The organism is Acetobacter tropicalis (assembly GCF_001580915.1).
Taxonomy (GTDB): Bacteria; Pseudomonadota; Alphaproteobacteria; order Acetobacterales; family Acetobacteraceae; genus Acetobacter; species Acetobacter tropicalis.
The window spans coordinates 1-17326 of record NZ_LHZQ01000164.1 but is presented as its reverse complement, the minus strand read 5'-3'; the positions used below and the strand labels follow the sequence as shown (position 1 = coordinate 17326).

The 17326-nt window shown below is 54.6% G+C and carries 19 protein-coding genes; 12 read left to right on the top strand and 7 right to left on the bottom strand.

Annotated elements, in window-relative coordinates; translation table 11 throughout:
- Positions 1 to 27 precede the first annotated feature (27 nt).
- The 6 genes from AD944_RS03180 (at position 28) to AD944_RS03155 (ending at position 4255) form a co-directional block, all read left to right on the top strand.
- A complete protein-coding gene (locus AD944_RS03180; RefSeq protein WP_045543385.1) occupies positions 28 to 693 on the top strand; it encodes a VIT1/CCC1 transporter family protein in 666 nt (221 codons plus the stop codon).
- A gap of 77 nt (positions 694 to 770) precedes the next feature.
- A complete protein-coding gene (locus tag AD944_RS03175; RefSeq protein WP_035379755.1) occupies positions 771 to 1124 on the top strand; it encodes an ArsR/SmtB family transcription factor in 354 nt (117 codons plus the stop codon).
- Positions 1121 to 1543 carry an arsenate reductase (glutaredoxin) gene (gene arsC, locus AD944_RS03170; RefSeq protein ID WP_045543384.1) on the top strand — a complete coding sequence of 141 codons (423 nt, stop codon included), beginning with the start codon at positions 1121 to 1123 and terminating at the stop codon, positions 1541 to 1543. Before AD944_RS03175 ends, arsC begins: the two co-directional genes overlap by 4 nt.
- Positions 1543 to 2823 carry an arsenic transporter gene (locus AD944_RS03165; protein ID WP_045543383.1) on the top strand — a complete coding sequence of 427 codons (1281 nt, stop codon included), beginning with the start codon at positions 1543 to 1545 and terminating at the stop codon, positions 2821 to 2823. The genes arsC and AD944_RS03165 overlap by 1 nt, the downstream gene beginning before the upstream one ends.
- 38 nt (positions 2824 to 2861) lie before the next feature.
- Positions 2862 to 3560 carry an arsenical resistance protein ArsH gene (gene arsH / locus AD944_RS03160; protein WP_035379757.1) on the top strand — a complete coding sequence of 233 codons (699 nt, stop codon included), beginning with the start codon at positions 2862 to 2864 and terminating at the stop codon, positions 3558 to 3560.
- Between the two features lie 122 nt (positions 3561 to 3682).
- Positions 3683 to 4255 (top strand): RcnB family protein, encoded by a 573-nt coding sequence (locus tag AD944_RS03155; RefSeq protein WP_052051308.1) that lies wholly within the window; start codon positions 3683 to 3685, stop codon positions 4253 to 4255.
- Between the two features lie 92 nt (positions 4256 to 4347).
- On the opposite strand, the gene AD944_RS03150 is transcribed toward AD944_RS03155, so the two are convergent.
- From AD944_RS03150 to AD944_RS16645, 5 genes are all read right to left on the bottom strand, one after another.
- Complete coding sequence (locus tag AD944_RS03150; RefSeq protein ID WP_261763960.1) at positions 4348 to 4707, bottom strand: MFS transporter; 360 nt, start codon at positions 4705 to 4707, stop codon at positions 4348 to 4350.
- A 192-nt stretch (positions 4708 to 4899) separates the two neighbouring features.
- Entirely contained in the window at positions 4900 to 5112 is a 213-nt protein-coding gene (locus AD944_RS03145) for a hypothetical protein (protein WP_145912915.1), read from the bottom strand.
- Between the two features lie 68 nt (positions 5113 to 5180).
- Entirely contained in the window at positions 5181 to 5840 is a 660-nt protein-coding gene (locus AD944_RS03140) for a hypothetical protein (protein WP_035379724.1), read from the bottom strand.
- Between the two features lie 93 nt (positions 5841 to 5933).
- Positions 5934 to 6173, bottom strand: coding sequence for a hypothetical protein (locus AD944_RS03135; protein ID WP_035379726.1), 240 nt, complete (start codon positions 6171 to 6173; stop codon positions 5934 to 5936).
- A 122-nt stretch (positions 6174 to 6295) separates the two neighbouring features.
- Positions 6296 to 6625: a hypothetical protein gene (locus AD944_RS16645; protein WP_145912914.1), complete on the bottom strand. Its 330-nt coding sequence runs from the start codon at positions 6623 to 6625 to the stop codon at positions 6296 to 6298.
- Positions 6626 to 6872: 247 nt separating this feature from the next.
- Between AD944_RS16645 and AD944_RS03125 the strand changes: the two genes are divergently transcribed.
- The 5 genes from AD944_RS03125 (at position 6873) to AD944_RS03105 (ending at position 13680) form a co-directional block, all read left to right on the top strand.
- Positions 6873 to 7211: a type II toxin-antitoxin system Phd/YefM family antitoxin gene (locus tag AD944_RS03125; RefSeq protein WP_179946508.1), complete on the top strand. Its 339-nt coding sequence runs from the start codon at positions 6873 to 6875 to the stop codon at positions 7209 to 7211.
- Complete coding sequence (locus AD944_RS03120) at positions 7208 to 7591, top strand: type II toxin-antitoxin system VapC family toxin (RefSeq protein ID WP_035379729.1); 384 nt, start codon at positions 7208 to 7210, stop codon at positions 7589 to 7591. Before AD944_RS03125 ends, AD944_RS03120 begins: the two co-directional genes overlap by 4 nt.
- Before the next feature lie 121 nt (positions 7592 to 7712).
- Positions 7713 to 9995: a TerB N-terminal domain-containing protein gene (locus AD944_RS03115; RefSeq protein WP_035379732.1), complete on the top strand. Its 2283-nt coding sequence runs from the start codon at positions 7713 to 7715 to the stop codon at positions 9993 to 9995.
- Entirely contained in the window at positions 9992 to 11392 is a 1401-nt protein-coding gene (locus AD944_RS03110; RefSeq protein ID WP_035379734.1) for an ATP-binding protein, read from the top strand. Before AD944_RS03115 ends, AD944_RS03110 begins: the two co-directional genes overlap by 4 nt.
- Before the next feature lie 5 nt (positions 11393 to 11397).
- Positions 11398 to 13680 carry a DEAD/DEAH box helicase gene (locus AD944_RS03105; RefSeq protein WP_236709309.1) on the top strand — a complete coding sequence of 761 codons (2283 nt, stop codon included), beginning with the start codon at positions 11398 to 11400 and terminating at the stop codon, positions 13678 to 13680.
- 185 nt (positions 13681 to 13865) lie between these two features.
- Here the strand turns inward: AD944_RS03105 and AD944_RS03100 are convergent, their stop codons facing one another.
- Positions 13866 to 14357: a protein-tyrosine phosphatase family protein gene (locus AD944_RS03100; RefSeq protein WP_045543381.1), complete on the bottom strand. Its 492-nt coding sequence runs from the start codon at positions 14355 to 14357 to the stop codon at positions 13866 to 13868.
- A gap of 419 nt (positions 14358 to 14776) precedes the next feature.
- Here AD944_RS03100 and AD944_RS03095 point away from each other — a divergent pair, with 419 nt between their 5' ends.
- Positions 14777 to 15850: an alkene reductase gene (locus AD944_RS03095; RefSeq protein ID WP_045543380.1), complete on the top strand. Its 1074-nt coding sequence runs from the start codon at positions 14777 to 14779 to the stop codon at positions 15848 to 15850.
- A 186-nt stretch (positions 15851 to 16036) separates the two neighbouring features.
- Here AD944_RS03095 and AD944_RS03090 read toward each other — a convergent pair whose 3' ends face one another.
- A complete protein-coding gene (locus AD944_RS03090; RefSeq protein WP_145912913.1) occupies positions 16037 to 16909 on the bottom strand; it encodes a hypothetical protein in 873 nt (290 codons plus the stop codon).
- Positions 16910 to 17326 lie beyond the last annotated feature (417 nt).

Below are 17326 nucleotides of genomic sequence, written 5' to 3'. Positions count from 1 at the left end.
GACCCGAAATTGCCTCAAGTGTGAGAAATCCGCGTCGAGAAACTGGGATGGCTGCGTGCGGCCGTTCTCGGCGCCAATGATGGAACGCTGTCGACTGGCAGCCTCATCGTCGGCGTTGCCAGCTCTCATGCGACACGCGGTAGCATTCTCGTCGCGGGATTGTCCGCGCTTGTCGCGGGCGCCCTGTCCATGGCGGCTGGCGAGTATGTCTCGGTCAGTTCCCAGGCCGATTCCGAACACGCTGACATCGCCCGCGAAAAACAGGAGCTGGCCACGGACTGGGAGGGGGAAGTCACCGAACTGGCTGGGATCTATCAGAAAAGAGGACTGGATAGAGATCTCTCGCGCAAGGTCGCCGTCGCCCTCATGAAGCATGATGCACTCGGCGCCCATGCCAGGGATGAACTGGGTCTGTCCGAGACCACGGCGGCAAGACCCATACAGGCGGCATTCGCCTCGGCAACCGCCTTTTCATCTGGAGCCGTGCTGCCCGTGCTCGCGGCGGTTCTGACCCCTGTGGCATGGGTGTCCTGGGGCGTGTCCCTGACGTCCGTCGTGGTTCTCGCTGTTCTGGGCGTCGTTGGCGCCATTGCCGGCGGTGCGGCGCCTTTGCGTCCAGCACTGCGTGTGACGTTCTGGGGTATTGTTGCGATGATCGTCACGGGCGGAATCGGCCGCCTGTTCGGCGTGTGACACCACGTTGCAAGCTCTGAACGGTGCATGCCCTCGGTAGTGTTGACTTCATCCAATATATCCGTGAACGTCGATTTATGGATACAGAATCCGCCCTCGCTGCCCTGAGCGCCCTGTCGCAGTCCACACGGCTGGAGATCTTCCGCCTGCTGGTACGCCACGAACCGGACGGCCTGCCTGCGGGCGAGGTCGCGCGGTATCTCGGTGTCCCGCAAAACACGATCTCGGCCCATCTCGCCACCCTGACCCGCGCCGGTCTGCTGACCTCGCAACGCCATAGCCGGCTGATCGTCTATCGTGCGTGCCTTCCGCGCTTGCGCGACCTGATGCTCTTCCTCGTCAGAGACTGCTGTGCAGGCAACCCCGAACTCTGCGCGCCCCTGATCGCGACCCTGTCCTCCTGCTGCCCATCCCGGGAATCCTGCTCATGACCATCACGATCTACCACAACCCAGCCTGCGGCACGTCGCGCAACGTGCTGGCGCTGATCCGCAACAGCGGCGAGGACCCCTGCATCATCGAATATCTGAAAACCCCACCAAGCCGTGCGGAACTGGTCAGTCTGATCGCCCGTATGGGCGTTCCGGTGCGCTCGGTCCTGCGGGAAAAGGGCACGCCCTTTCACGAACTCGGCCTCGATAATCCGGCCCTGAGCGATGATGCGCTGATCGACGCCATGATGGCGCATCCGATCCTGATTAACCGGCCGATCGTCGTCAGCCCCCTCGGTGCGGCACTCTGCCGTCCGTCCGAGACGGTTCTGGACATCCTGCCTAACCCGCAGAGAGGTGCTTTCGTCAAAGAGGACGGGGAGAAGATCGTCGATGAATCCGGCAAGCGGATCATCTGATGCTGGCGCTTCTGATTTTCGTTGCCACGCTGGTTTTTGTCATCTGGCAGCCTCGGGGGCTGGGTATCGGCTGGAGTGCCATGGCTGGTGCCGCCGTGGCCCTGGCGGCTGGTGTGATCCACTGGCACGACATTCCTGTCGTCTGGCACCTCGTCTGGGACGCAACCTTTACCTTCATCGCGCTGATCGTCATCTCGCTGTTGCTGGATGAGGCCGGGTTTTTCCATTGGGCCGCCCTGCACGTCGTGCGCTGGGGCAAAGGGCGAGGCCGGACGCTATTCCCGCTGATCGTGGTGCTGGGAGCGGCCATTGCAGCGGTTTTCGCCAATGACGGCGCAGCCCTGCTGCTCACGCCCATTGTCATCGCCATCCTCACTCAACTCCGCCTCAGTCCTGCTGCGGCCCTGGCCTTTATTGTCGCCACGGGCTTCGTCGCCGATACCACCAGCCTGCCGCTAGTGATTTCCAATCTGGTGAACATTGTCAGCGCGAATTTCTTCGGCATTGCGTTCGATCGCTATGCCGCGATCATGGTCCCTGTCGATCTGGTAGCACTTGGTGCAACGCTTGCCGTCCTGTGGCTGTGGTATCGGCGGCAGGTGCCTGCGACCTATCCCGTCGCCGAACTGCCAGCACCTGCCACGGCCATTCGTGACCACAATGTATTCCGGACGGCATTTCCGCTGCTGGCGCTCGTTCTGGCAGCCTATTTCCTGACAGCGCCGTTTCATATCCCGGTCTGTGTCGTGGCCTGTCTGGCCGCCGGAATCCTGTTGCTCGTCGCCGGATATGGCCGGGTGATTCCAGTTCGCAAGGTGCTGCGGGGCGCCCCGTGGCAGATCGTGATCTTCTCGTTGGGTATGTATCTGGTGGTGTATGGCCTGCGCAACGCCGGGCTGACCGACTACCTCGCAATCGTACTGGTCTGGCTCGGCCATCAGGGGCCGTTCATCGCCACCATCGGCACCGGCTTTCTGGCGGCTGTTCTGTCGTCCATCATGAACAATATGCCGAGTGTACTGGTCGGGGCGCTGGCGATCGAGCAGGCACACGACCTCACGCCGCTGACACGCGACCTGATGGTCTATGCCAATGTGATCGGCTGCGACCTCGGGCCGAAATTTACACCGATCGGCAGTCTCGCCACGTTGCTGTGGCTGCATGTGCTGGCATCCAAGAATCATCGGGTCACATGGGGGCAGTATATGAAGGTCGGACTGGTGATTACGCCGCCCGTCCTGCTGGCAACACTCGCGGCGCTGGCTCTGTGGCTGCCCTGAATCAGTCACCCGTAATGCACGAATGGACCAATATCACAATGACTGAACCTGACTTGCCGGCCCTCCACCCCGAATATCTTGAACGGGTTGATCTCGCGCGGCTGGAACCGCAACCGCGTGTGGACCATCCGCCGCGCATCCTTCTGCTCTACGGCTCTTTGCGTCCCCGATCCTTCAGCCGGTTGCTGGTGCTTGAGGCAGAACGCATCCTGAAGGTGCTGGGCGCCGAGACACGGGTGTTCGACCCGACCGGCCTGCCGGTAGCGGATTCCGTGCCTGCCACGCATCCGAAAGTGCAGGAACTGCGGGAACTGTCGAACTGGTCGGAAGGCCAGGTCTGGTGCAGCCCTGAACGGCACGGCAACATGACGGCAGTATTCAAGAACCAGATCGACTGGTTGCCCCTGACCGAAGGCTCGATCCGCCCGACGCAGGGCCGCACGCTGGCGGTCATGCAGGTCTCGGGCGGATCGCAGAGCTTCAATTCCGTCAATGCCGTACGGGTGCTGGGCCGGTGGATGCGGATGTTTACCATCCCCAACCAGTCCAGCGTGCCAATGGCCTATACGCAGTTCGGTGACGATGATCGCATGAAGCCGTCCCCCCTCTATGACCGGATGGTGGATGTCATGGAGGAACTGATCAAGTTCACATGGCTGCTGCGGGACCGGGCCGACTACCTCGTGGACCGCTATAGCGAACGCAAGGCGGAATTCCGCCTTCCGGAACGCCTGTGAGCCGGGCAATGGCGGAACAGTTCGATGTTGTGATCGTAGGCGGTGGTCAGGCGGGGCGGGGCTCGACGGCTGGGACTCCCTGCATCTGTTCTCGCCCGCGTCCTACAGGTCACTCCCCGTCGATGCCCGACACGCCGGATGGCAGCTACCCCACCCGCGACGAGGCGCTGGATTACCTGCGCCGGTACGCGCGCTACGCGCCGCCGATCCCCCGTTCACGAAAAAGTCATGAGAAGCATGTTTCTTCATTGCTCTCAACACATGGAGGTACCATGACGACACGACTTCCTGCCGCACTCCTGTCGGCCTGCCTGATTATGGTCAGCACGACCGCTTACGCTGACCCGCCATGGGCACGCGGGGATCATGATCATGGTGGTCACGATCATCATGGCGAAGGACACGGCTACGGTCACATGAAACACTGGCGCAAAGGGGATTATTATTCCGGCCCGCGAGAGCAGCGCTGGATGGTGGGTGACTGGCACCGCTACCATGGTCTGTGGGCACCACCTTCCGGCTATTACTGGATGCAGTCCGGTGGACAGTATCTGCTGATGGCCGCGGCAACCGGGCTCATTGCCGGCGTGGTCGCCGCCACCGTCGGCGCTGTGCCGTCCGCCCCGGTGGGTCCGGGGTACCCTGTAGCGCCAGGTTATCCCATGGCACCGGCTTATCCTCCACCGCCCTACTGAGTGGACCGTTCATGGTCCGTTGAGGCCGACTGACACATTTCAGGTGAACGGGACGCTGATAGACACAATCCGTTTCCTGTTCCCCGTGGAAGCTATACCAGCAGCCCGATGATGCAGACGACCGCAAAGAGCGCGCCGTCGTAAAATACGGCCGCGTGACCGATATGGTCCCATAACTCTCCGGCGACGATGCTGGCCACCAGTTGGACCAAGCCAACGGTCGCACTATACCAGCCAATCCCGGTGGCTCGCAGCTCTGGCGGCACGAGATCGGACGCGAGTGCCTTGCCGACACTCCGTGAAATGCCCTGATACAGGCCATAAATGACGAAAAATGCGGAAATTAGATAGGCACTCCTGGACAGAGCAAAACCGAGATACGCGATCAGGAAGATGACGAACGAAAGCAGCACCATGCTCCTTCGCCCCCATTGATCACCGGTGTGAGCGATGTCACGCGCAATGGAAGAGCCTCAGCCTCAGGTTGTCGGCAACGAAATCGTATTCGAGTTCCTGGAAAGGCAGACACGCAGCCTTTTGAAATGCTGTCCCTTATGCCGGGAAGAATTCCGGAATAATGGATAACGGTGTCATGAAGCACCACAGACCCGCATAAACACAGAGGGAGCATTTGCAGAAAAGTCCTAGACAAAAACAGCCATTTCATATGCATCCCGCAGGGTGCGTACAAAATTGAGGTAGCGTGCCCTCATCTGCCGATGGCAACGACCATAAGGATACCAAAGGAAACGGCTGTTTTCTGCCATTTCCTTGATCTCGGGCTTTCTCGCATCTGTTGCCATCTTCTCAGTGACAGCAGTCATGACACGAGCATGACAGCATGTTTCTGATGTCATGACGCCACTTTTCAGGCAGTGACACCCAAAATCAGGTGTCATCATGGCGTCATTCGGCAAGCCCCCCATCAGGCAGCAGTTCGCAGCCCGTCTTCCGCGACAGCCTCAATAGCCTGCCTAAGGGCCCCCACAACCTGTTCAGGATCACAGACCATGTCCTTGAAAATAAGGATCGGGCGCTGATGAGTTGGGTAGCGATGCAGTCGCCGTAAGGTCTCGTCCTTTCGCTCCTTCTGCGTGGAAGAGTAGGCTGTAAACGTCCGGTCAAACAGACCGACGACTTCGATAAAGCAGCTCTTATCAGACTGGGCCGAACTCACTTTGAAATCGGCGAAAGCTTCTTCCTGAAAAGCGCATCCCTTCACAGCAGGATGAATGTCAAGCTTTAGTGTCGATGGCAGCATGGACTTGAGGCGTCGGTATACGGCCAGTTCGTAGAGCGAATCAAACTCATGACCGTCCTGTGCGAGCTTTTCTTCTGCCGGCAGATGCGGATAGCACTGGTGCACAGCCTCACGAAAGGCCGTCCATGCCCCCTCCCCTGGCTGCCAGTATTTTTTGCGCAGATCCCAGGCCTTTCGCCCAAGATCTGCCAGCATAAATCCATGGACACAGACGCCAACACGGGCCGAAAGCTCAGCATAGAGGTCAATATCCCGACGCGGAAAAAGACCGGTCCTGGCAGGCATCGGAAACTGAAGAGGATCGAAACGATAGTCCGTTGTCATGAGGGAGCATCCTGAAAAAATGGCTCCGATCACACAGCGTGAAGCGGAGCCAGGAAAAGGTTTTTTTGGTAGGATAGGGTGTGATTGAAGAGGTCAGGCTGCCTGCTTCATCGTCACTGGAGCCGCCAAAAGCTGTTCCAGGCGGCCATAACGACGTTCCATGTCGCGATGCAATATGACCAGGCCCTCAAGAGCCTCAAAAGCAGCTTCACTACCGCCAAGAATCTCAAGCAGCAGAACACCCTCCAGAACATGAAGGGCTTTAAGTTCCATCGCTGCATGCACAACGTCATCGGTGACGGGAAACAGGTCGGAAAGCGGGTAATGAGACATGACTTTTATCCTTGTCGTCCAAAGAGAGGGAGGAAAAGACCACACACATCGCTTCCCATGGGGCATTAGCGGATATGCGTAATCGTGAGGACAGACACAAAACCATCCATAAATTACCCTGCTCAGATAATATTTTTTAGAAAAACATTCCAAAACAACGGGTTAAGGGAGAGCATTTTTAAATGCGATAGAACGAGAGAAAAGAAGAAAAAACGCAGCGATTTCATATGCTTGCGCAGCATGCATATGAAATTGAGGTAGCGTGCCTTCAAACTCCCTTCGAAAGGACGGAAAAGAGACAAAAACGGGACAGAAAAGGGAAAAAGGCGGCCATTTTTACGGCCCAGACACTCCCCTCCATTACTGCCACACCGTATGACACCATTCATGACAGCAGTTTTGAAGTGTGATGACACCGTCAGGGACGATGACATGACGGGAAATGGTGTCATTGTGACGTCATTTCCCGTTATTGGCTCAGACTATCGATCTCATGTACGGTCGCAGGCCACGTTCATGATGATGCGGGGACACCCACCAGTCTCAGCATCTCCACACGCCAGATCTCTGGTCAGAACGGCGTGCCCACCGACGTGAATTTGCTCCATGTATGAGAAGCAGACTGCCACCTGTTAATAACCCACCCGGGATAGGACTGTGCTGAAGCAAAATCATGCACCTGTATCTCTGAAATCGAACATGTTTCAGGAATTCTCTACCTCTTCCTTCTGTGTACATGATATGGTGACACACAGGGAGGAGACCATGAGCCAGCATCTTTCAGATAACTCACCAGATCCGCAGAAAATCGGTGTTCGGGAGTTCAGGGGAAACCTGACAGCGTATCTGCGTCAAGTCAGACAGGGCAGTACGATCCTCGTGACGTCTCACGATCAGGTCGTTGCTGAACTGCGTCCACCAGCTCCGTCCTATCGCCCCCGTCGTCAGCCAGGAGCTCTTCGCGGGCGTATCAGAATGAGCGAAGATTTTGATGAGACACCGCCAGACATTCTTGAAAGCATGGAACGCGAGCTGTGAAGGTGCTGCTCGATACGCATGCGTTGCTGTGGTGGCTTTCGGGCTCCGACCGGCTGGGTGAGAGCGCACGAGAGATTATCGCAGATCCGGCCCACGATATTCTGGTGAGTATCGTGTCATTATGGGAGATTGCAATCAAAATCCGTATCGGAAAGCTTGATGCGGATATGAACGATATTCTGGCAGCCATTCCTGCGGAAGGTTTCTCTCTCCTACCAATACAGCCTGAACACCTACAGACCCTGATGTCTTTGCCCCTGCATCATCGTGATCCGTTTGACCATCTCCTGATGGCGCAGGCGCAAGCTGAACATGCCACATTCCTTTCGGAAGACGGACAAATGGATCATTATCCGATAAAGCGAATAGGTTGCTCCTGAGATTGTGAATGGAATAGCTTCTATCTATCTCGATTTCCATTCGCCAGAGGCGGGGAGTTTCTACACAGTAAGAACAGCCTCTACTATTTGAAAGAGTTGGCGATTATTTAATGAGTGTAACATGTTTTCCTGGATAAAACGTATTTTCAGTGACCGCAAAATTTCGGACACAACCAATAAGGAAACCAGGAAAGAGACTATCGCATCGCCACCTACATACGGCCTCTCTTTTAATGCCCAACACGTATTCTCCAATGATGATGAGAGTTTAAAAAAGTATAGACAATCAAGGATTCACAAGAAAGACGATGCTCGCTGGGTGTTCCCTGACGAAAAAGTCACTATCCATCGCTTCGAGATTACCGATGGCATGGTCTATGTCGGCAACTTTTTGACGGCAGCGCCGGAAGGAGGCTGGAATACCGACACTCCAGCGCCCTGTCTTATCAGACCATCACTCAAGGTCGCGTCTGGAGCGCCACAAACGAACCTGGATCTGGGCTATTGGCCCTCTTACACTGATATCACGCCCAATCAACGATTGGCTTACCTGCATTGGCTGGCGAGCGGGAAATCCGACACCAGCTACCCTATGGGCTATCCCTTTCTTTACTTCTATGGGCTCGAACGTCGCCTGATAGCCGATAGTCCTTCGATTGACGAAGAGGTGTTATTGGTAGCTGAAGTAGAGCGCCTGCGTGAACTCTTCGGACATAACGGCTCTTTTGTAAAATATAGCACTGAACTACTCAATTTCATCGCAATGAAGCATGCTGTTACGGATATACCTACAGTGGAGGCATGGAAGCCAGATCTCGCAGCTTTGGGAGAGCATATGTCTCCATTGCTTCAGGTTAAATTAGGTCTACACGCATTGAGAGGTATGCCGCTTGATGTCGACCTCGCCATAGCAGGTATTCTATCCTTACCTCCTCACTTAACCGGCTTATGGCCGCGCATTGCGACGACACGAGCTCGTCCGGAGTTCATTGAACTCATGCGACATCGTTTCAATCAGAAATTTCCGCATGGTTTTCGGCTCAGAGATAAAAAAGAGAGCCGACTTGATCTGAGTTATCGGTCGGCGAGTCAGTATCTTCATACTTCAATAAAGTTTGATGGCTTCGATCGCCTGCCTGATCCAGCGCAATTGACGTGGACCAAAATGATCACGCTCAGCGAAGGGGCTCGTGAGGATTTGACTGCATTTGCCAAAGCCGTCGGCAAGGAACGTGAACGTGCTGACAGTATGGCCGCCGCCTTGATGCTGCCTGTGGAACTCGGGGAAAGAGAAACTGTTCGTTCTTTCAAAGCCTGGTTGGATGATTTGCCTCAACCTCTTGCCAATGTGCCGCTTGAAGAACTGGGCCCGCGGTGCTTTGGTTCTGGTAAGGCAGCCTCCGGTCTCCGGCAAGCTCGTGACATGTCCGCCATGCTGGCACGAGTAGGTTACGGCATGGAGCCAGATCCAACCTATGGTGGGACCAAGCCAGGTGAGAATATAATTCTATTCCGCATTGGCGATGCTCAAGGCCAGTTAACACCCGTAGGTGCCGACTTCCGCACGGCAGCCCTGATCATGACCGCCATCGGCTCGGCAGCCAAAACCCTGACTTTAGGCTCAAAGCTGGTCGATGCTCTCACCACACGGCTGCGGCTTACCCCGCATGAAACGAAACGACTGACAGCCCGTCTGCAGCTGCTTCCGGAACGCTTACCAACCCTTGGCCGCCTCAAAACCGTCGTAGAGAGTGCAGAACCCGAGCAACGAACTGCTCTTGCCTCGCTGGCAGCTTCTGTCGCCGTAACAATAGGTGAGACAGATCAAGGTATGATGGTGGCTTTGGAGCGGCTTTACGAAGCTTTTGGCCTTGGCCGACGGGAACTCTACACTGTCTTGCATCAAGGTACTGCTGCTACGGCATCCTACGCTTCGGAACCGATCGTGGTCGAGGATGATAAGTCGCGGAGAGGCGGTCATCGGATCCCAGCCCCCCCCTCGAAAGTGAAATCTCAGGATGGTATCGCCATTGACATGAGCAAGGTGAGCGTCATCCTGCGGGAGACTAAGGAAGTCGATGCAATTCTCGCGCCAATCTATGAGGAAGAAGCCTCTGAAATTCCGATTTCGGTAGCCGTTTCTCCCACTTTGGAACAGGAAACGAAGTTCGTCGGACTTGGCCCTGAGCAGGCCCGCCTGCTTGAGGCCCTAGTCAACCAACCGGAATGGACACGCTCCGGGTTTGAGGCCAAGGCACGCGAACTCGGGTTGATGCCGGATGGCGCGCTCGAAGCTATCAACGAGTGGGCCTATGATACGTTCGATGAGGAACTTATCGAGGACGGAGACCCGTTAATCATCAATATGGCGCTCCTTGCTGACGCGCCGGGAGCATCATCATGACCAACCTCAGTATCGCAGCGTCAGACGGCACCCGCACTGCAGAGAAAATCAAGCCCAAGGACCGTGATGGCGTCATTCAGGCGCTTCGTGCAGGTGTCGTGCCACGGTCAGGCATCCAGTTAGTTCAGGTCGGTCGCGCAGGCGAAGTCAATCAGGTGGTGCAGGACGTCAAACGCATCGCGGACGGAGGTTCTGCGGTTCGTTTCATTATTGGCGACTATGGAGCGGGCAAGACTTTCTTCCTTAACCTGGCCCGTTCTATTGCCATGCAAAGCAAGCTGGTAGTGGCTCACGCAGATTTATCCCCTGATCGTCGCCTGCATGCCAGCGGGGGCCAGGCCCGCAGTCTTTATGCAGAACTCATGCGTAACATGGCTACCCGCACCAAGCAGGACGGAGGAGCTCTGGCAAGCGTAGTCGAACGTTTCATCATGGAGGCACAGGCTTCAGCCAAGGCATCAGGTCGCATGATCGGAGACGTCATTCAGGAAAGGCTGCTCCCCATTCAGGAACTCGTTTCCGGCTACGACTTTGCGACCGTCATAGAATGCTACTGGCGCGCTTTCGAAGAAGGGAGCGAGAGTGGAAAGGCGGCGGCACTTCGCTGGCTCCGTGGTGAGTACACGCTCAAAACCGAGGCTCGAGAGGCGCTCGGCGTACGCTCGATCATCGACGATGCCTGGGTTTACGACTACCTGAAGGTCATGAGTCGCTTTGTGACCCTGGCAGGATATTCGGGTTTTCTGGTCATGCTTGATGAATGCGTCAACCTGTTCAAGCTGGTCAGTGCCCAATCACGCAATGCCAACTACGAGCAGATTCTCCGTATCGTGAACGATGTGCTCCAGGGCTCGGCTGAATCCCTCGGCGTCTATTTCGGCGGCACACCCGAATTCCTGATGGACAGCCGCCGGGGCCTCTATTCCTACGAAGCGCTGCGATCCCGTTTGGCTGAAAACAGCTTTGCCCGCAATGGTCTGGTCGATCTTTCGGGTCCGGTCATCCGGCTTCAGAGCCTGACCCCCGAAGACCTCTACATTCTGCTTGGTAAATTGCGGCATGTGTTCGCCTATGGCGACCAGGATCGTTACCTGGTGCCGGAGGAGGTTTTCAAGGCCTTTATGACTCACTGCAACCAGAAGATTGGTGAGTCTTATTTCCGGACACCGCGCAACACCATCAAGGCTTTCCTCGACCTGCTCGCCATTCTGGAACAGAACCCACAGGCTCAGTGGCAGGGTCTGGTGGACCAGGCTGAGATCGCGCCGGACGCGCCCTCGGCGGGCGGAGATATTATCGATGACGACAATAAAGATGCACCTGGTGCGGCTGGTTCTTCAACAACTGGCTCCACTCAGACCTCGCCCGACGATGATCTGGCGGACTTCAGACTTTGAACGACGTGCCGTCCGACCCGTTCGGGCAAGCCTCAGATGACAGCGCATCGACGTCTTTCGATCTGCTGCACGAGAAAGTCAGGCGCTGGATCTGGCGTCAGGCCTGGGCAGAGCTTCGAGATATCCAGGAACGATCCATTCCGGTTCTGCTGGAAGGACAACGGGATCTCATTATTGCGGCCGGGACAGCAAGCGGAAAGACCGAGGCGGCCTTCCTGCCGATTGTTTCGCGACTGGCTACAGATGAACGCAAACCCGGAGCCGGGTTTGAGGCCATTTATATCAGCCCCTTGCGAGCACTTATCAATGACCAGTTCGGTCGAATGGAGACACTTTGCGAAGAAGTGGAGATGCCTGTCTGGAAGTGGCACGGGGATGTGGCCAGCAGCGTCAAGGAAAGAGCACGCAAGCGGCCCCAGGGGATACTGCTGACTACACCAGAAAGTCTGGAAGCCATCCTCGTCCGACGAGGGAATGAAGCAAAGCGTCTGTTCGCTGCGCTAAGTTACATGGTGATCGACGAGGTGCATGCCTTTATGGATGCAGAGCGCGGACGCCAACTTCAATCTCTGCTCAATCGTATCGAGATCGCCGCAGGGCATCCAGTCGTTCGCGTGGGCCTGTCGGCCACCCTGGCCGACATGAGGATCTCAGCTGCTTTCTTACGGCCACTCAATCCGGATGGCGTGGAGATACTGGAATCTAAAATGGGTAGCCAACCCCTGAAACTTCAGGTTCGCGGCTATATACAGCCACGCCTGAAGCAACGTGACGCGAATTCAGACAAGGGCGAGGCAACCGAGAGCACAGCAGACATAGAGATCGCGACACACCTCTTCGACACGCTTCGAGGGCATCGGAGTCTGATTTTTGCTGGCTCGCGCCGGAATGTTGAACTGTACACTGCAAGACTGCGTAGTCTTTGTGAAACATCGGGCGTGCCGGAGGAGTTTTTCGCTCATCACGGTAGCTTATCGCGTGAGCACCGTGAGGAAGCCGAACGAAGGCTGAAAGAAGATGATCGACCAGGCTCCATTATCGCAACCACGACGCTCGAACTAGGCATTGATGTTGGCCACATTGATGCTGTGGGCCAGATTGGGCCTGGGCACACTGTTTCAGGCATGCGCCAGCGACTGGGGCGTTCCGGTCGGCGTGCGGGACAATCCTCAGTAATGCGGGTCTACACCACCGAGATGGCGATTGACGAACGCATCCATCCCATTGATGCCATGCGGCCGCGCACGGTGCAGAGCATCGCCATGCTCAATCTGATGCTGAGGCGCTGGAATGAACCGCCTCAAATTGGGTGTTTGCATCTTTCCACGCTGATACAGCAAATTCTGGCACTGATTGCTCAACACGGCGGGCTGACAGTCAAACAGGGCTGGAACCTCTTGATCGAGAGTCGAGTATATCCTGACATCGATCAGGCTCTCTACATTGATGTGCTGCGGCGAATGAAGCATCCGGAGGTTCAGCTTATTGAGCAGGCGCCAGACGGAACGCTTTTACCAGGCGAAGAAGGCGAACGGGTCATCAATGACCGTGGGTTTTACGCCGTATTCATGACGCCTGACGAATTCAAGGTTATTACGGATCGCGGACGGAACCTTGGCACGCTTCCGGTCGATAGCCCGGTAATGCCGGAACAACTCATCATCTTCGCCGGACGTCGGTGGCGGGTGATCGAGCTCGACAATCAACGCCGGGAAATTTTGGTCACACGAGCGTATGGTGGCGTGCCGCCCAAATTCGGTGGCGAGGGCTTACCCCCCGCCGATGAAGTCGTAGCGGAGATGCGTCGGGTTTATGAGAGCATCGCCATTCCTCGCTTTCTCGACAAGATAGCTCTTGAATGCCTTACGGAAGCCAGAGTGACATTCGATAGTCTTGGATTGCGGCATGCAGGTTTATATCGATATGAGGACGAACTCCTGCTTTTCCCCTGGGTCGGTAATCGGGCTCAACTGGCCTTGGTGCTAGCGCTTGCCTCTCATGGCGTGACGGCCAATTCGGAGGGTATCGCGGTCACAATTCCGGCTAAAGACGGAGGCAAACTGGTTGCCACCCTGAAAACTCTCGCTGAAAGGCCTGCGCCTGACGCGGAAGCTCTAGCCCGACTAGTGCCTGATATGAAGCGAGCAAAATATGACGCGTATTTAGGAGACGAATTGCTGGCGCGTTGTTACGCCAGTGAGCATATCGACGCGGCACGTGTACCGATTATTGCTGCTGACCTGCTCTCTAGGTTGCCGACTGGAGTAAAAACAACTTCTGAAACCTAAGTGCCCCTATAATATATTTAGCGTTAGCCAGAAGGTGCTGAAATGACGAATAATTCTAAAGCTTAAGCAGGCGAATGGTATCCGCCCTTATGTGAGACAAACCACTGAATTGTGTGGCGGGCAAAATGCGAACATGAGCCAAGCGTTCTCTACTGTGTGAGTTGGGTCAACAGAGAAAGGTCGTTTTAGCCAGAAAATTGATATTGTGCCCAATTTAATCGGATATAATCAGCCATCCCTCGCGCTGGAGCATATGACGGATAGATTTTCCGGAACTCTGCGACCCCCTTATCCACATCCAACCCCACAAATAGATCTGTATACCGCGCTAAATAGAGGAGAGCGATTGAGGGCGAGCGTGATTGACCTTGATTGCAATGGAGCAACACCTTGATATTACCAATGTTGGCGTGAATAGCCTTAAGTGCCGCATCAATGATATCAGAAGAGACATAATTGACATCTGCCACATCGACTAAATTGAGGATGAGACGGTGATTGCGTCGTGCTATTAAGTATTCTGGGTGACCTTTTGATGCGGCTCTGCCTGTATAACCTAGTGCTTGCCGATGATACGGCTCCTTACAAGCACGAATAAAGAACCAGTTCGGATCGCCTTGAAGGCACTGCTCATCAATCTCATTACCGACAAATAAATTTGGATAGACCTCAAGCATTCCAACACCTTTCTATTTTTCAATCAGAAATATAATGCTGCATAGCTCTAGAGAGAAAGAGGCTAGGCTGTATATAAGTTATCCCATGAGGTGTTTGTAGCCTCATGGGATAACAGTGTATTTTATCAATACGGCACGCCAATGAGTTGGATTGTGCTTATCATTCCGGTGACAAACACGTGTATCTGTCGACATCCCTAATCCACGCCTCCAGGAACTTCTCCCCTGGAACTGGAAAACCAGCCAGCACGTCCACAATACCATCGCCGCCTGAATATGACCGCGTCTCTCGCCGGATGCTTACGACTTGCAGACAGTGAGCACTCACTTCTTCTCAGACGAGGTAGTAATCGTCCTGTTGTAATCCCCACGAAGCTTACCCAGTTTATAGAAACTGCATCTTTTAGGAAGGATCTGTCATGCCCAGCCTGTTTGAGCCGATTGAACTGGGAAGCATTTACGCCAGCAACAGAATTCTCATGGCACCACTGACACGCGCCAGAGGCACCCGAGAGCATCTTCCAACCGCCATTATGGCTGAGTATTATGCTCAGCGTGCCGATGCAGGGCTGATTATCTCAGAAGCAACCGGGATCAGTCGGGAAGGCCTTGGATGGCCTTATGCACCGGGCCTCTGGTCGCAGGAGCAGGTAGAAGCATGGAAGCCAATTACTGCGGCAGTGCATGCGAAGGGCGGAAAGATCGTAGCACAGCTCTGGCACATGGGCCGTATGGTGCATTCCAGTGTGACGGGGCAGCAGCCAGTCTCCGCCTCAGCGACGAAGGCCCCTGAGCCATTACATACCTATGATGGGAAACAGGCTCCCGAAGTCGCTCGTCCTCTTAACAAAGATGATATTGCCCGCATTCTGAATGATTACGAAAAAGCCGCCCGCAATGCGTTGGCTGCCGGCTTTGACGGGGTCCAGATTCACGCCGCTAACGGCTATCTGATTGATGAATTTCTTCGGGACAGCACCAACCACCGCTCCGACGACTATGGTGGTTCTCCTGAAAACCGTATTCGTTTTCTGCATGAGGTCACGGAACGGGTGATCGCCACGATTGGTGCAGACAGAACGTCCGTAAGGCTTTCACCGAATGGCAACACCCAAGGTTGCATCGATAGCCATCCCGAACAGGTTTTTGTGCCTGCAGCAAAGCTCCTGAACAATCTGAATATTGCTTTCCTCGAACTGCGCGAACCCGGCCCCAATGGTACATTTGGCAAGACCGACCAGCCAAAGCTCCATGGACCAATCCGCCAAGTTTTCACGAAACCATTAGTTTTGAATCAGGACTACACACGGCAAGACGCGATCAAAACGGTTGCCACTGGTGTGGCCGATGCTATTGCATTCGGTCGGCCTTTCCTTGCCAATCCGGATCTGGTGCATCGTCTGGAAAATGACCTTCCCCTGAATAAGGACGATATCCGCACCTGGTACTCACAAGGGGCTCATGGCTATACTGATTACCCGTCAGCGCCTTGACACCTGATGTTTCTGCAAGCTCCCTCCCTCAGAAGGAGCTTGCACTTTCACCTCAAAATGCATCTGAATACTAATATTATATGTGTGGTGGAATTGAGGTATTACGGTTTCGGAAGAATAATATTTTCATAGGCGGCATGCCCCTTCCTCTGAACACAAGAGACGCCATAATTTCCACTACTCTGATCACTTCTGATCTACTTTGAGCCAGAACCTGATACTCGCCTTGCGGGTTAATTCCCATCCTGCCTGGCGCATAGTATTTGCCAGGGCCCTCATCTGTGATGTTGACAGGGGCCAAGCGCACCCGAGCAAATCCTCCGTCACAAGTCTGGACGTCACGGGAGCTGTTTGCGCTGCAGCCCAATGTTCAAGGCACGATGGAATCCTTTCTGGCAGTCGCGTCATAAAATCCAATTTTTTATTGGGTAAATTATCGTTTTTTAATTCTTCTGGGAGATTAACGTCTTCATTGAGGACGTAAATGCGTTCTTCATAATTTGCCGCGACATCACTCCCTTTTCCAAAGAGCTTTTCAGAAACAAGCCTGACAGACTCATCAAAACTCATCTCCTCTTTTTCTATTTCGATATCGCCACTCTGAAGTTCAATCCAGGCTCTTTCGAGACCGATACTATGCCAGTAAGCCACGGAATAATTTGCCGCCAGCGTCTCGAGATTTACAGGAACCCAACATCCAAAAATAATATGCCATATCTCCAGTTTGCCGCTTTTATGTCCAATCCGGCGACTTCTCTCTATCCATTCCTGACGAACCGGATTTGAATAAACCGGCATATCGCCTTTTTTGTTGGAATCATAAGGATATCGGGCCGCAATTTCACGGACGTTATCCCAGGACTTCCAGGCCACTGTCGCGCCACGAACCTCTGCTGGGTAGACCAGTCCGATGGTCTTCAGTGTCACTTCTCTCCACGACCATGTAATAATACTCCACATCTCAAGTATATCTTTCTTTTTATTATAGCGCGCATTACGACTCAACCACGCTATTCTTTGTTCCGAAGACATAGCCCGGATGCGATTATCCCGCAGCATTCCGATCATCCTTTCCTGCTTACCCCAAACTGGAGTTATGCAGATACCTTGTCCGAACGGCTCAACGAGCGGGAGTCTCTTTTGAAGGGGACTCATAGCCTGTTCTGCATTAAAAATGATAACCGCCGATGTGGGACAGAATATCGATATTATCTTGTGAGAGCAGAAAAAATACCGATATGATTCTGTTGCTCTATCTGTCTGTGAAGAAACAGCTTTTTCGAGGCTCCAACGGACCATGCAAAGCACAACCAGAACGGTTTTAGTTCCACTAAACGTAAAAGACAGGTTTCTGAACTTCCGCATGCAGGCTCTCCTTTTAGAGTGCCTCACACCAGAGCAGACGCGCCTTCCCCAAACGACAGCAACATCATGCGGTCAACGCGGAAATCTCACAGAAGGGTTGTACATCGGGTT